General features: G+C 51.2%; 10 protein-coding genes and 2 tRNA genes. 7 read left to right on the top strand and 5 right to left on the bottom strand.

Going from position 1 to position 14,744, the window contains the following annotated elements; genetic code table 11:
- Window positions 1–5: 5 nt before the first annotated feature.
- Window positions 6–1,232: a lipoprotein-releasing ABC transporter permease subunit gene (locus ACK5LI_RS12040; protein ID WP_416949630.1), complete on the bottom strand. Its 1,227-nt coding sequence runs from the start codon at window positions 1,230–1,232 to the stop codon at window positions 6–8.
- Window positions 1,233–1,285: 53 nt separating this feature from the next.
- Window positions 1,286–2,791, bottom strand: coding sequence for a lysine--tRNA ligase (lysS, locus tag ACK5LI_RS12035; protein WP_416949719.1), 1,506 nt, complete (start codon window positions 2,789–2,791; stop codon window positions 1,286–1,288).
- A 277-nt stretch (window positions 2,792–3,068) separates the two neighbouring features.
- Between lysS and ACK5LI_RS12030 the strand changes: the two genes are divergently transcribed.
- The 3 genes from ACK5LI_RS12030 (at window position 3,069) to ACK5LI_RS12020 (ending at window position 4,250) form a co-directional block, all read left to right on the top strand.
- Window positions 3,069–3,144: transfer RNA gene (locus tag ACK5LI_RS12030), tRNA-Asn, on the top strand.
- A 390-nt stretch (window positions 3,145–3,534) separates the two neighbouring features.
- Window positions 3,535–3,610: transfer RNA gene (locus tag ACK5LI_RS12025), tRNA-Asn, on the top strand.
- A gap of 232 nt (window positions 3,611–3,842) precedes the next feature.
- Entirely contained in the window at window positions 3,843–4,250 is a 408-nt protein-coding gene (locus ACK5LI_RS12020) for a calcium-binding protein (RefSeq protein WP_416949628.1), read from the top strand.
- A 99-nt stretch (window positions 4,251–4,349) separates the two neighbouring features.
- On the opposite strand, the gene ACK5LI_RS12015 is transcribed toward ACK5LI_RS12020, so the two are convergent.
- Complete coding sequence (locus tag ACK5LI_RS12015; RefSeq protein WP_416949626.1) at window positions 4,350–6,290, bottom strand: FapA family protein; 1,941 nt, start codon at window positions 6,288–6,290, stop codon at window positions 4,350–4,352.
- A 32-nt stretch (window positions 6,291–6,322) separates the two neighbouring features.
- Window positions 6,323–9,220, bottom strand: coding sequence for an ATP-binding protein (locus ACK5LI_RS12010; RefSeq protein WP_416949624.1), 2,898 nt, complete (start codon window positions 9,218–9,220; stop codon window positions 6,323–6,325).
- 258 nt (window positions 9,221–9,478) lie between these two features.
- Between ACK5LI_RS12010 and ACK5LI_RS12005 the strand changes: the two genes are divergently transcribed.
- From ACK5LI_RS12005 to ACK5LI_RS11990, 4 genes are all read left to right on the top strand, one after another.
- Window positions 9,479–11,440, top strand: a complete 1,962-nt coding sequence (locus ACK5LI_RS12005; protein WP_416949622.1) for a YgiQ family radical SAM protein — start codon at window positions 9,479–9,481, stop codon at window positions 11,438–11,440.
- Window positions 11,441–11,812: 372 nt separating this feature from the next.
- Window positions 11,813–13,240: a DNA integrity scanning protein DisA nucleotide-binding domain protein gene (locus tag ACK5LI_RS12000; RefSeq protein WP_416949620.1), complete on the top strand. Its 1,428-nt coding sequence runs from the start codon at window positions 11,813–11,815 to the stop codon at window positions 13,238–13,240.
- Window positions 13,241–13,283: 43 nt separating this feature from the next.
- A complete protein-coding gene (locus ACK5LI_RS11995; protein WP_416949618.1) occupies window positions 13,284–13,748 on the top strand; it encodes an EVE domain-containing protein in 465 nt (154 codons plus the stop codon).
- A gap of 2 nt (window positions 13,749–13,750) precedes the next feature.
- The gene (locus ACK5LI_RS11990; RefSeq protein ID WP_416949616.1) at window positions 13,751–13,969 is read left to right on the top strand and encodes a SlyX family protein; all 219 of its coding nucleotides are present in this window, start codon (window positions 13,751–13,753) and stop codon (window positions 13,967–13,969) included.
- On the opposite strand, the gene ACK5LI_RS11985 is transcribed toward ACK5LI_RS11990, so the two are convergent.
- A complete protein-coding gene (locus tag ACK5LI_RS11985; RefSeq protein ID WP_416949614.1) occupies window positions 13,960–14,493 on the bottom strand; it encodes a rhodanese-like domain-containing protein in 534 nt (177 codons plus the stop codon). The genes ACK5LI_RS11990 and ACK5LI_RS11985 overlap by 10 nt on opposite strands.
- Window positions 14,494–14,744 lie beyond the last annotated feature (251 nt).

Genomic DNA, 14,744 nt, shown 5'->3' with positions numbered 1-14,744 from the left:
TTCCATTACTCGTACCGGAGTGCCTCTGCAGGTTCCAGAGAAGAAGCCTGTCGTGCGGGGTAAATGGTTGCCAGAAAGCATAGCAACATAGCTCCGATTCCGATAGCCACAAGATCCTGCCACTGCAAAAGTACCGGCAGATGATCCATTGAGTACACACCGGGGGGCAGCTTGATAAACTGGTATCGCTTAAGCAACCAGCAGACACCCATCCCCAGCACAAAACCAAGCGATGTCCCCACCAGCCCGATAATGCTTCCCTGCAGCATGAAAATGCGCCGGATATTTGTTTTGGTCGCGCCCATGGACATCATAATGGCAATATCTCTGGACTTTTCCATAACCAGCATCACCAATGTAGTAATAATGGAAAAAGACCCTACCAGCACAATCAGGGTAAGCATAATGGACATGCCGACCTTTTCCAGCTTGAGCGCTGCAAACAGGTTGGCATTCATTTCCATCCAGTTACGGCTATAGAAAGGATACCCGCCCAGCGCTTCAGTTACTTGCGTAGCAACCTTGTCGGCGCTGTAGATATCATCCACAACAATTTCCAGTCCGGAAACCGTTCCTTCAGGCATCCCGAGTAACTCGCGGGCAGAATCAAGCGAAACGAATCCTAATGAGGAATCGTATTCAAACATACCGGTGGAAAAAATTCCCACCACTTTGAAAGCAAGAATGCGCGGGGTAAACCCCGCGCTTGTTTTTTCGCCGGAAGGAGAAAGCAGGTTAACTCTGCTTCCTACAATAATACCAAGGCGTTTTGCGAGTTCTTTGCCTATCACTACACCGGGAGAACCTTCTCGTTCAAGGTCTGCCAAAGAGCCGGAGACCATACGATCAGCAATACCCAGAACACTGGGAGCAGTAGCAGGGTCGACACCGCGAAGCACAACCCCTTTTACCCCGTAGCGAGTGGAAAGCATAACCTCGGAATAAATAAAGGGGGTTGCCCCTTTCACCTGCGGTATGCCATCAAGCTTTTTGATAAGCTGGGGATAATCGGAAACACCGCCTCCGGCAGCCAGCGTGATTACATGAGCGTTCACGCCCAGAATCTTTTCGCGGATATCTACCGTAAAGCCGTTCATCACCCCCAGAACCACTATCAGCGACGCAACGCCCAGCGCCACCCCAAGTACCGAAATAATGGAGATGACAGAGATAAATGTCTGCCTGCGACGGGCAAACAGATAGCGCAACGCTACAAACAGCTCAAAACGCATGCTGTGGAATAATCCTTCCGTAAAATTGATAGAGGCGACGCGAACGCAGCCTGCTAGCTTTCCAGCTTCAGCAGCGGGAAGAGAATAACCTCGCGGATGGAAGCCGAGTCGGTCATCAGCATGACAAGGCGGTCAATGCCTACCCCCTGCCCAGCAGCAGGTGGCATACCATACTCAAGCGCTCGCAGGTAGTCTTCATCCATAAAGTGTGCTTCATCATCACCGGCTTCTTTTTCCGTTACCTGATCTTCAAAGCGCTTACGCTGATCCACAGGGTCATTCAGCTCGGAAAAAGCATTTGCCATTTCACGACCGGTCATAAACAGTTCAAAACGGTCGGTAACGTCGGGTTTTTTATCATTCCGACGGGAAAGCGGCGAAATATCAGTCGGGTAGTGATAAATGAAGTGAGGCTGAATAAGCTTATATTCTACATCAAGGTCAAAAAGCTTGGCCTGCAATTTGCCCAGCTTTTCACCTTCCATCACTTTTTCACCACGCTCGCGCACATATGCGGCAAGCTTGTCATAATCGTTATAAAGCTCGGGGGAATGACCGCCGATCTTTTCAAGAGATTCGTGGAAAGTAAGTCGCGTCCACTTACCGGGTGCAAGGTCAATTTCATCACCCTGATACGTGACGACAGTATCGCCGCACACTTTTTTTGCAATGCGGGCAAACAACTGTTCCGTCAGATCCATAAGATCTTCGAAGGTCGCGTAAGCCCAGTAAAATTCACACATGGTGAATTCCGGGTTGTGCTGCGTGGAAATACCTTCGTTTCGGAAGTTACGGTTGATTTCGAACACCTTTTCAAAGCCGCCTACAAGCAGACGCTTGAGGTACAGCTCCGGCGCAATACGCATATAAAGCTGCATATCAAGCGCATTGTGATGTGTAATGAAGGGCTTTGCGGTAGCACCGCCGGGAATCGGCTGCATCATGGGAGTTTCCACTTCCATGAACCCGTGCTCTTCCATAAAGTCTCTGAACTCACGCACAATCTGGCCGCGTTTGCGGAAAATCTCGCGGGTACGGGGAGTTACGATAAGGTCAACGTAGCGCTGGCGGTATCTTGTCTCGACGTCCTTGAGTCCGTGGTATTTTTCGGGGAGCGGACGGATAGATTTGGTAAGCAGTTGCACCACACTGCACTGAATAGTCAATTCACCGGTTTTGGTGCGGAAAAGCGTACCCGTAACTCCAACGATGTCGCCGATGTCAAATTTCTTAAAAATGCTGTACTGTTCCTGCCCGAGAGTATCACGGGAAGCATAGCACTGCATTTTTCCACTTTTATCCAGCAGGTGAAAAAAAGCCACCTTGCCAAAAGAGCGGCTGGAAACGATACGACCGGCACAGCTGAATTCCTGCTCGAGATTTTCCAGCTCTTCGGCCTCAAGGCCTTCATAACCTGCCAGAACTTCTGCCAGATCCGTATCTTTATTAAAGTGATTGGGGAAAAGTTCTACCCCGGCGTCCAGCATGTCACAGGACTTGGCGACACGGCCTTTAATGACTTCGTTCAGTTCGTCACGTTCATCAAGCCTCGTAAGCATGGGCATAAAGTAAGCAGAATGCTCGGACTTGGTGGGAAGCTTGATTTTTTTGCGGTTTGAGGAATCTTGATTACTCAAGGGAAATATCTCCATGCTCTTTTATTAGTCGCTAACGCTGAATCGGGTATGGGTATTCCAATTGAGTCGACTCGTCAAGGAACCCTGACCCTTCATGGCTTTTTAAGATTTTTTTCATTTCGCGACATTTTCTGCTTGACGAATACGCCGGTTCTCTATATCACTGCCCTTCGCCGGACATGAGTTGTCCTTACAACACTCCCTGGTAGCTCAATAGGCAGAGCGGGTGACTGTTAATCACTAGGTTGGCGGTTCAAGTCCGTCCCGGGGAGCCAGAGAATTTAGCCCTTACTTCGGTAAGGGCTTTTTCTTTTTACGCTTTCCCACCCGCACGAACAGTCCGGCCTTACGTCAAAATATTTCTGCAACCAGCACGCATCATTTCCACATTGGCCAGAGGGCACGAAGCTACTCTTTCTGACTTTATAGTGCCTGCCCCCCCCTGCAAGCACAATTCACTTGCATCTCATTTTGTCGCTGGCGCCAACCCCCCAGCCTCCTGACACTCTGCATCAATATAGTAATACCGCAATCCCCCAAAATGCATTCAGCGTCAGACGGGCAATGCGAAATATTTTTTCACCTTTTTCTTTTTTTGCTTGACGCCTGATTAGATACCACATATACACCTCCCTCGTTGAGCGAGACAGCGTTCAACGACATACTCCCTGGTGGCTCAATAGGCAGAGCGGGTGACTGTTAATCACTAGGTTGGCGGTTCAAGTCCGTCCCGGGGAGCCAGAGAATACAGCCCCTACTTCGGTAGGGGCTTTTTCTTTTTCCTATCACTTTTTTCCTGCAACTTGTTTGTGTTATTCCAGAACATCCGGCAACTCAGACTTGACGATTTTGCCTGCGCTACCTAGAACATGGAACAATGTAACACGCCGGAGACGTTGCTCAAGCAAGGCAACCTGTACGCCCTTCTAAGCCGGCCATGTCATTTTCAGCAGATAAACACGAGGATATACACATGAAACGGTTATTACTTGCCAGCGCTTTTATATTAATCAGCGCGGGGCCCCTTGCCGCCGGTGAGGAATTCGGCCGCATGGACACCAACGGCGATGGAGTAGTCAACTGGGAAGAATTCTCGGCTGCTTATCCATCAATGCGCGAGCCTGCTTTTGCCGCCATTGACACGAACAATGACAAACAGATGAGCCATGAAGAATGGCACATGTTCCGCGATCGTCACGGCAAAGACGGAAAAGGGATGGAAGGCATGGACTCTGCTTCCGGCATGAAAATGCCACCGGAAGGCATGACCATGCCACCGAAGGGAATGATGAAAAAGGAAGGTGGGAAGCAGCTTATCATGCCCCCTTCAGGACAGAAGCCCGAAGGCGGAAAAATGATGATAGAGCCCCCGAAAGAATAGCAAGATGCAAGGCCGGTTTATCCGGCCTTTTTTTATGCCCGTATCAGGACACAAAAAAAGCGTAGAAAGCCACGCCCAAAAACAAATTACCCGTGGCGTTTAGTCATCATCCGACAGTTCAGACTCTCCGATGATTTTACCCAGCGAACGAAGCTCTACGCTTTTGCCACTTGGCGCCAGCCTGAATTCGCACTGCGAAACAGGGCTGCTGACCACAAACGAGCGATTTTCAAATGTTACAATAACACCGGGATACACTACTCCGCTGACCTGAACACTCACAGATGACAATCGTTCGCGACATTGCTTCTTGAGGTCTTTCAATTTGGCATGCCCCTCTTTCGCAGCAACGGCAGCCTCCTGACGGATCATCAACAGCTTTTCGACAGCCTTATATTTATCCTGACGAGTCTGCTTCAATATCTCCTCATCACTTCCTGTTCCCAGTGCCTGATTAATTCTTTTTACAGCAGCTGTTTTTGTCAACACCTCTTCTTCCATATCTTCCAGAGCCTTCATGTCCAGATCAACGATGATATGAGTCCGCACACCCAGATCATTTCCCAGCTGCCCGGTTCGCAGCCCGCCCTTGCAGCGAAGCGTGCCTCCGACAATCCTGCCGGTATGCCCTAGAGCCACAAAGCCATCGCAAGTAAGCTGTGAATTATCGATAGACTTTTTTACTTGCACGTTCCCCTGAACTACAACGGTTCCTTCATTTATAAAGCCGGCATTCAGGCAACCTTCCACAAAAACTTCTCCCTGCTTTTGCAAAACCAGCCCCCCCGCCAGAAAGTCTCCGCCAACATGCACAGAAGCGGCTTCTACCACCCCCTGAACAGTAACGTTGGCAGGAGCCCGTACGGAAAACCCGCTTAACACGTTGCCCCGGACAAGCAATGCTGCGCGCTGCAGTTCAACATTGCCTGTCTCCATCCCTACATCGCTACTGACAATAAACAAGTCTTCTACAGAAAGACGCCCTTTGGCATGCTGCACAACGCCATCGATCTTTGCCCGTAACGTAACACCGTCTTCATCTTCCAGAATACTTGCAGGGCACAAGACGCAAGGAACAGGGCGTCCTTGTATTGCAGGAACGACTTCCCCGAAAACATCCTTTCCCGCCTCGCCTGACGTCGGCGGGAACAACATGGCAACAGGATCTCCTTCACAAACAACAGGCACTGCACCGCGAGCCTTATAGTTAATGGCCCCGTCTTCAGTCACAGTGCCTGCCATTTCCATTGTATCAAAGAGCAGTTCCAGACAGCCATCTGTACCATGATGCGGCAACACTCCGCGCGCCAGTTCAACATCCTGAATCGCACCGCCCGTCTCCGCAGCGCGCAGCAAAGCATTGCGCACCAGCCCTTCGTTAAGAGGGGCCACCACACCCATATCAGACAAAAGGCGCTGCATACGTTCAAGCGTTATGGGCATCCCCAAGCAGTCACGATGATATAATGTGCCGAGTACACGAAGATGGTCTTTGGAAACGGTGACTAGCGGAAGAATCTGGACAACACAGCCGGTAACCATGATTGTCCCGTAGACTTGTGACACAAGCTGACCGCCCTCCGGTGAGGGAGCACAGTTACTGTGCATGGCCACTTGCAGATCGCACGACTGCATATCAAGCGGAGGCTCAAGCGATTTACCGTCAATGCGGAGACCTGCCTGAGCCGGAATTGCCGGAAGCAGAGTACCGAACGCCATGTCGGGAAACACCGGATATTTTTCATCCCCGAAACAGGTCAGTCTGCCGTTGGTTCCAGCCACTGGCGCCACACCGCGGGCAATTACAATGCGGGAAATATCTTCACCCGCTTGAAGCTTTGCCACAACTTTTTTTGCCGCTTTCACATCCAGCGAAACCTGAATTCCGGCAGCAGTAAGTTGTTCCGCCAGCAAGTCCACACTGACAGGCCTGCCCGATCCTTTATGAGGAATATAACGGGCAATGCCTACTTTCATGTAGTCCTTACTGGCATAAAACCGGACAACTGCATCCGCATTGACCAACTGGTCTTCTTTCATCAAGTTTCCAGTCACTCAGTCTTGTTTCAGGTTCACCGACTGCTATCGGGCATCGGGAAAAACTTCAGCAATTCGTGTTCAAGATGATTTACTGCATCAATCAACAGTAAGAATATTGGCCGAACCTCTTCCGGTCTGCCTTCCCGCACTCTGTCTTCCAGACGGGTAGCCATCACGTGTACTCTGGGAGTCCCCATGCGCTCTGCTTCATGCATCAGCGTATGTGCCAAAGAGTGCAGTTCAAGCCAGTTACCCCGATCAAAGGCAGACCACAAACTTTCGCGTAATGCGGCCACCGTCACCAAAAACCTGCGGAACCTGTAGGCTTCGCGTGCATCTCCGCTGAACGGCAGCATCACAGGGTGAGCGTCGTACGCCGGAGCTTCGCACTCCGGCTCCAGCCCTTTTTCTTCAACAGTTGCCTGCAGTGCTTCTATGTGTTCCCTTAACTCTGTCAGGCGGACGGGCTTTGCCAGATAAGCAGACATTCCTGCGGCCACAAAGCGCTCCTTATCTCCCGCAAGAGCATGTGCCGTTAATGCCGTAATATGCACATCCGGCTGCGTGGCATTGCAGCCGCGGGGAAAAGCCCTAATTGCTCTTGTGGCATCCAGCCCGTCAACAACAGGCATTTGAACATCCATCAAAATACAATCATAATGTACTTTACCGGCCTGTTCCACAGCTTCTGCGCCGTTGGTAACAGTATCAACATCATGTCCCAGTTTTTTCAGGGCCATAAGCAAAGTGCGCCTGTTGATTTCATTATCTTCTGCCAGCAACACCCTGAACGGACGTAAAACAGGTACGGCCTGATCTTCTTCGTGGCACACGCTGAGCTGCGTAGAAACGACAAATGGAAGCTCCACCTGAAAACGACTACCCTTTGCGAGCTCGCTTTGCAGTGATATTGTGCCTCCCATCATTTCTACAAGCTGACGGCTGATTGTCAGTCCCAGCCCTGTCCCACCGTACTTTCTGGTAATAGACCCGTCTGCCTGCTGAAAATTTTCAAACACCAGACCGTGCATATGCGTAGGAATACCTATACCCGTATCCTGCACGCTGAAGCGAACCCACTGGACATCCTGCCGGGTTCCTTCCTTATCTGCTATGCACTCCACAGCAACGTTTACTCCGCCCTCTTCCGTAAATTTGATGGCGTTGCCGATAAGGTTGACGAGAATCTGCCGCAGCCTTCCAGAATCACCCACAAGTTCACGCGGAAGACCGCGCCCGAGGAACATGGAAAATTCCAGCCCTTTACGCTCGGCCTCATGCCGCATCACACGCATTACACCGCCCAGAAAACGGGGCAGACTGAATTCGACTTCTTCCAGATGCACTCTGCCCGCCTCAACGCGGGCAAGATCAAGAATATCATTAACGATATCAAGTAAAGCCTCTGCAGAAGAAAGAGAAGCCTTAAGATTTTCAGCTACTTCATCTGACAGGTTTTCCTGCAAAGAAAGTTCTGTCAGGCCGATAATGGCGTTTAAAGGCGTGCGAATTTCGTGGCTCATATTGGCCAGAAACTCACTTTTCGACTTGCTGGCGGCTTCTGCTTCGCGGGACGTTTTTTCCAGTTGAGTCTGTGCGCGGCTGCGTTCTATGGCTGCAGCAACAATCTCACCGGCTGTCATCAGCAGTTGTTCGTCAAGCTGTGACCAGCTGCGCAGGTTTTGGGTATCGTCAAAGCCGATAAAACCCCACCATTCGCCTCCGACCATCAAGGGCAGCACAAGCAGCGATTTAATCTGCTGCAGATTTAGCAACGCCCGTTCTTCTGCCGGAAAGTCCTTAACAACGCCGCACAACACCTTTCCACGGCTCAGGGTGTCCACCCATCGCTTGTAGCCAGGTAAAAATTCAACATGCTGAAGCTCCGGCAGCCCCAGCTGAGACGGCACACCTTCGGCGCAGACTTCATAACGCTGGCGGCAGCACAGTCTGCCTTTGTTGTCCGTAAAATTTTCAAACACGTATACACGGCACACGTCTACAGCTTCACGCAGGCTATTCAATGCCCGCTGCATAGCTCGCGGCGAGCTGAAGCGGGTAAGCAGTTCCCGTGCGCATGTTGATAAAACACGCTCATACATCAGGCGGGTTGCAAGGTCGCGCTGGGCGTCACGCCGCTCTGAAATGTCGCGTGCAACAGACACCAGCAGCTCAGTAGACGCTGTGCGAAAACGCCGTAATCCGACTTCTACCGGAATCATGGAGCCGTCTTTACGGCTATGAAACGTCTCGACTGCGCCTTCATCATTTGCACCCAACGTATTACGCAGATACGCTTCAAGGCCGTGCTCTTTTACAGCAATATTTATATGTTCCGGCCCCATCTGCAATATTTCATCGCGTGTGTACCCCAGCTGCATATAAGCACGGCTGTTTACATCTACAAAAAAACCGGACTTAACATCTGTCAGGTATATCGCATCTGAGGATGCTTCAAGCGCCATGCGAAAGCGGCGCATTTCGTCTTCAGCTTCGCGGATATCAGAAATGTCCAAGGCAAGTTCATACCGCACCAGACGGTTTCCTGACCATGGTATGGTGCGGTCTATGCATCTGTACCAACGCTTAAGCACAGGATTATACAGCTCCCATACATGTGAAGACGTAGGTGAATTTCGTATTATCTCATTTGTACAAAACGAACAGGGCTCACTCAGGCCTTGCAACACCTCAAAGCACTTTTTACCTTTTACTTCTCCAATGTCATTTTCAAGTGTTTTATTCACATATAATAGTTCATGAGTATCCATATCTGCGATATATACATATTCATTAACGCTATCAAAAAGACACAGTAAAAAATCATGCTCTTCAGGTGAGCCGGAAAAAACACAGCCTGAACGCAGGTTTTCATTTTCATATTCAAGCTGAGCAATCTTCTTTTTCAGCAGTTCAACTTCGCTTTGCATTTACAAATCCAAAATAACGTTCATGACGAAATTTACAGTACCCGCTATAAAACAATTATTTACATAACAATTCGTCCAAGCAGATACAATATTTAACGCATTAGCTCAATGGCTGTATAAGAAAAAAGCCACGCAGGAACAATCCCGCTTGCGCCTGCTGACGGCGACATCTATATTCCGCGGATGCACATAAATACTGACTTGCGTTCTGCCATGCCTGCGGGACGCCCCCCTCTGCCCCAACCTGATTTTTTACCCATGACCACAGCTGATGTTAAGCGCCTTGGCTGGGATGGAATAGATATTTTACTGGTTACAGGTGACGGCTATGTCGATCACCCCAGCTTTGCCGCGGCCCTACTGGGCCGATGGCTTGTAGCGCACGGCTATCGCGTCGGCGTGGTTGCACAGCCCGACTGGGAAAGCCCCGCGGACATCGAAAGAATGGGGCGGCCATCTCTTTTTGCAGGTGTAACCGCCGGAGCACTGGATTCCATGCTTGCCCATTATACCGCTTTTCGCAAGAAGCGTTCTGACGATGCATACACACCCGGTGGTCAGGCCGGTGCACGCCCGAACAGAGCTACCATTGTATATACCAATCTTGTCCGCCGGGCTTTTCCCGGATTACCGGTAATTCTGGGCGGCATTGAAGCTTCGCTGCGCCGTATCAGCCATTACGACTTCTGGACAGACAAGCTCCGGCGTCCTCTGTTGCTGGACAGCAAGGCAGACGCCATCATTTACGGCATGGGCGAACGCGCCATGCTTGAAGCTGCCGTTGCTCTGGACGGAAACGGCTACGCAGCTGCCCCTGCTGACCGTCGCGACCTGCCGCCACTCTGGACAGTGTTTGCCAGTATCCGCGGCATAGCCACAGCCGTTCCGGCAGATTTTGCTCCGCAGGAAGAGAATGTCATCCAGCTTCCCTCGCATGAAGCTATCGAAAAAGATGCGCGCCTGTTGCTGGATGCCACCATTCAACTGGAAAAGCAGGTCCACGCTCAAAGTGCGGCAGCAATGCAGCCTGTGGCAAACAGAAACATACTGCTGACGCCGCCGGCAATGCCTCTGACAGAAGAGCAGATGGACAGGCTCTATTCGTTGCCGTTTGCCAGAACGACACACCCTTCTTATTCCGAGCCCATTCCCGCCACAGACATGATGCTGACTTCGGTTACAACACACCGCGGATGCGGCGGCGGATGTTCATTCTGTTCACTTGCTTTGCATCAGGGAAGGCACATCGCCTCGCGCAGCCGCAAGTCCATCCTAAACGAAGTGCGCAATATGACAACGCGCCCTGACTGGAAAGGCACCATCAGCGACGTGGGCGGTCCCAGTGCCAACATGTGGCAGGCACACTGCTCTGCCGATGTTTCCCGTTGCAAACGCAGCAGCTGTATGTATCCGACTGTCTGCAAGGCCTTCAAATCGGACCAGCCCGCTGCCATTGACTTGCTGCGCACCATTCGCAGTCTGGAAAAAGTCCGTCACGTCCGCGTTGCCAGCGGTGTGCGTTATGATCTTGCACTGAAAAACGATGTGGCCCTGAGAGCTTACACCATGGAGTTTACAGGCGGGCAGCTGAAGGTTGCGCCTGAACACATCTGTGACAGTGTACTGGAGCGTATGCGCAAACCTGGTCTTGCCGCATTTGAGGCGTTCCTGAACGCATTTGCAGAGTTTTCACGTCAGGCAGGCAAAGAGCAGTATGTCATCCCGTATCTTATGAGTGCCTTCCCCGGCTGTACGGACGACGACATGCGCACTTTGGGCAACTGGTTGCAGCAACGAGGCTGGAAACCGCAGCAGGTGCAGTGTTTTATTCCCACTCCCGGTACAGTGGCTACCGCGATGTACTATGCAGAAGCAGACATAGACGGTAATCCCATCTACGTTGCCAAAACAGATGCCGAACGGCTGCGCCAGCACCATATTCTGATGCCCACCCGGGGGACGCCCGCCCGCAACCAGCAATCCAAAGGGAAGCAGCCCAAGGGCAAGCACTCTGCCCGTCCCGAAGCACGGACGGAAGGCAAGGCCAAGCACAAGCCGTCCGGCAAGAGTGAACGTCAGCCTGCTGCCGGAGCACGACGTGATGACAGGACAAACAAAGGCAAAACAGAGCAAAAAGCCCACAGCAAAAAAGGACACCTGCAACATGGTAAAAGCGTAGAGAACGCTAAATGCCGGACAGGTTCCGCCAAACGACGCTGACAGTAAGCAGAGAATTAATTCGTCCCTTTTCTTTGTTTCTTCAAAAAGCTATGCAGAATGAAGTGTTGCGAAGCAACCGGAATGACACCCTGCAGCTTGGCCTGACATAGTCAGTATGAATTTCAAACCGGCATGCAGGCTAACAGCCTGAATCTATATATGGACCGGCATGACTCCTGTCAGGACAATGAGCCTCTGCCTATGTGGAGCCCGCTAGACGGACGCTGCTTTTGCTGGTTCAAGTCAGAGACAGGCTGAGGGTATGCCGCGACACTGCATAAGCAGCACTAGCTGCAAGACAGGTTTTGTCCGGCTTCCATGATGAGACACCCGCTGTTTTCGGCCTTGTTTACCAAACCAAGGGGGATACCTGTGAAATCTCTGTACCGCAGTCTGTTTATCCACAACAGCATTGACGGTCTGCGCGAAGGATTAAGCCATTTTTCCGGCCAAAGCAGAATTGCTCTTCTGCTGGCTCTTTCGCCTGACGACCCTATTCACGTTATCGACCCCCAGCAGCTGCTTACAGACCATGCCCCGAGGCTTGATGAATTATACCGGTCCAACACGTCGTGGAAATCTCCTCCAACAGCTTTAGCCAGTATGAGAAGCGGCGACATATATCCCGCTGAAGATCCGGAGCTTACCGGCCTACTTGCTTTCGGCGGACACAGCAACTCTGCTTTTTTCCAGATGTGGTTTACGGAACAACATCCGGACCTGTGTTCCTCCGGCCCGACGTTGCGCTGGCTGGAGCACGCAGCTTGCCAGCTGGCACAGGACATGGCCCTGTCCGGCACCATGCGAAATTCCACATCCGGATTTGTACTGCAAAGTTATGCCTTCCACGCAATCCGCGACTATATCGTAGACCAGCGCAACTACCTGTTGGGGCCTGACACCCAGCTTCGCATATACCCGACACTGGATGCGGTGCTGGGTATTTCATGTACCCGCGAAGAAGGCGCGTGGCCTTGTGGCAGGCTTGCGTTTGTTGAGCCTTACATGCTTTTACGGATGGACTTTATTGCCAGCTTCCCGCGTATGGAGCAGCCTTCGTTGCGCAACCTGCGCCATTGCCGCAAATTTTTGCAAGCGGTAGAACATTCCGGCAGAACTCTTGTGGCAGACGGACGTTCAATCGTGGGCATTACCTGTAAGCCTTTGCCCCCGGGCAGTCTGGTTGCAGACTTTCAGGGCAGGCACGGCTTTTTGTATCTTGATGACGAGTCGATATGCGGCTTTGAAGAGGGGGTTTTCAACTCTTCCAACCGCACGGCAAATCTTGTCCAGTTTGAAGAAGCGCTGCTGGAAAGTTCATTGCCGGAGGAAACTCAACTCAAACTGCGGCGCATTGTTTCACATATTGTACGCCACGCCCGCGAACGGAAACACGGTTGCACGCTGGCAGTAGATTTGCGCCATATTCCCCGTAACCTTGCAGGACAATCGCTGCATACGCCGCTGGACCTTCAGGATATTAACAATCTGGAACTGGCAACTTCGCTATCAAAGATTGACGGCGCGCTGCACATTACCGGCAATGGAGAGCTGCTGAACTTTGCCTGCTTGCTGGACGGCAGCACTGTTCCCGGTGAAAACAGAGCCAGAGGAGCGCGCTTTAACTCGGCATTGCGTTTTACCGCCGCTCATGGTGATATGATTGTCATAGTGGTCTCATCGGACAGGCCCGTTTCAATAATACAACGCGGAATAGAGCTGACAGCGCGCTGCGAATGGAGTCCTTTACCGGGATTTGCACCTCAGCCGCCTTCGCTTGAAAGCTGGCTGAAAGAATAACACCGCAGAGACCTGATAACATCAGAAATATACGGACGCAGATATGAAATACTGGCTTATGAAAAGTGAACCGGACTGCTTTTCCCTTGAAGATCTCATCAACTCACCGGATCAGACTACCCCATGGGATGGAGTACGGAACTATCAGGCCCGCAACCTGATGCGTGAAGAAATGAAAACAGGGGACAAAGTTCTTTTTTATCATAGCGGAAAAAACGCAGCCGTGGTCGGACTGGCAGAGGTAGTACGTGAAGCATATCCTGATTTCACATCATGGGACCCGGAAAACAGCCATTTTGACAGCAAATCAACGCCTGAATCACCCCGCTGGTTCATGGTCGACGTCAAGTTTGTAAAGCAGTTTTCTAACCCTATCCCGCTTAACTATCTGAAAACTGTCGAGGGGCTTGAAGGTATGGCTCTGCTTCGCAAAGGTAACAGGCTTTCTGTACAGCCAGTGACCGAAGAGGAATATGCAGTAATCACAAAGCTGGCGGAGGAGATGTAACCATGAAAACACAAGAAGAACGTATTATTAAACTGGAAGAGACTGTCTACTTTCAGGAGCAGACTATCGCAGAGCTCAATAAAGCCCTTACCCAGCAACAATTTCAGATGGATGAAATGCTGAAGCAGCAGAAAGCCATTGAGGCCAAACTCAGGCTGATCATTCCTTTGTTGCAGGAACACAGCGAACTGGATGACGGACCGCCTCCGCACTATCTGTAACGACGCTGCAGCTGTCCCTGTTGTCCGCCGCCATTCTGCAGCGGTTCAATTTCCAGAGTAAGCCCCAAACGCAGCCATGCGTCCACGCCGCCTGCAAAGCGGTACACCACAGGAAAGCCTACGATAACAGCAGCACAGGCTGCAACATCGCTTCGCCTGCATGAGGGGCTTGCTCCGTAAAAAATTACCGGCCTGCACTCCAGTTCACACAGCAGTCTTTTAAGCTTCCATCGTTGTTGCAGTCTTGCCCGCCATGTCATCGGTAGCGGAAAATTGATTGCCTCAGGCAGATGCCCGCGGGCAAACACGTCTTCATCACGCAGGTCTACCAGCATAGCTTCATTATTTTCAATCATTGCATGAACCTGCTCGACATCAAGCAACTGATACCCGCCCTGTTCTGAGGCCCTGCGTAGTCTGCGCGATGCTTCTTCGCGCAGTACAGAAGGTTTGTCAGCCTTCTGTACGTCCGGTGCGTTCTCAATATTTTTTACGGGTACGGACCCGACTTGCTGCCTGCTCATATGCACTACTCCTTAGTATTATCTGATAGCAGGCAGGGTCATTTGTCAAATATAGTTACGAAGTCAAACTATCATCTTACGGTTATACTTGCGTTCATCATGTCACTCCAATTGCCGCTACTTCGCTTTATTGATTTGCGTCTCTCTTTTTAAATGCGGCGTTCTCAATTCTCCAACACGCGCAATGAGGACTAGAAAAACAGCAATCACCGTGTGCAGCTTTATGGCCGATCTTTTTTAGCTGTCCGGCA

The sequence above is a fragment of the Oleidesulfovibrio sp. genome (assembly GCF_047973035.1).
GTDB lineage: Bacteria > Desulfobacterota > Desulfovibrionia > Desulfovibrionales > Desulfovibrionaceae > Oleidesulfovibrio.
Note: the sequence above shows the minus strand (reverse complement) of the source record. Positions and strands in the feature narration are given on the sequence as shown.

Coding starts and splice junctions, on each gene's coding strand:
- ACK5LI_RS12040 (WP_416949630.1), bottom strand. CDS start 1,232: ATGCGTTTTGAGCTGTTTGTAGCGTTGCGCTATCTGTTTGCCCGTCGC.
- lysS (WP_416949719.1), bottom strand. CDS start 2,791: ATGCTTACGAGGCTTGATGAACGTGACGAACTGAACGAAGTCATTAAA.
- ACK5LI_RS12020 (WP_416949628.1), top strand. CDS start 3,843: ATGAAACGGTTATTACTTGCCAGCGCTTTTATATTAATCAGCGCGGGG.
- ACK5LI_RS12015 (WP_416949626.1), bottom strand. CDS start 6,290: ATGAAAGAAGACCAGTTGGTCAATGCGGATGCAGTTGTCCGGTTTTAT.
- ACK5LI_RS12010 (WP_416949624.1), bottom strand. CDS start 9,220: ATGCAAAGCGAAGTTGAACTGCTGAAAAAGAAGATTGCTCAGCTTGAA.
- ACK5LI_RS12005 (WP_416949622.1), top strand. CDS start 9,479: ATGACCACAGCTGATGTTAAGCGCCTTGGCTGGGATGGAATAGATATT.
- ACK5LI_RS11995 (WP_416949618.1), top strand. CDS start 13,284: ATGAAATACTGGCTTATGAAAAGTGAACCGGACTGCTTTTCCCTTGAA.
- ACK5LI_RS11990 (WP_416949616.1), top strand. CDS start 13,751: ATGAAAACACAAGAAGAACGTATTATTAAACTGGAAGAGACTGTCTAC.
- ACK5LI_RS11985 (WP_416949614.1), bottom strand. CDS start 14,493: ATGAGCAGGCAGCAAGTCGGGTCCGTACCCGTAAAAAATATTGAGAAC.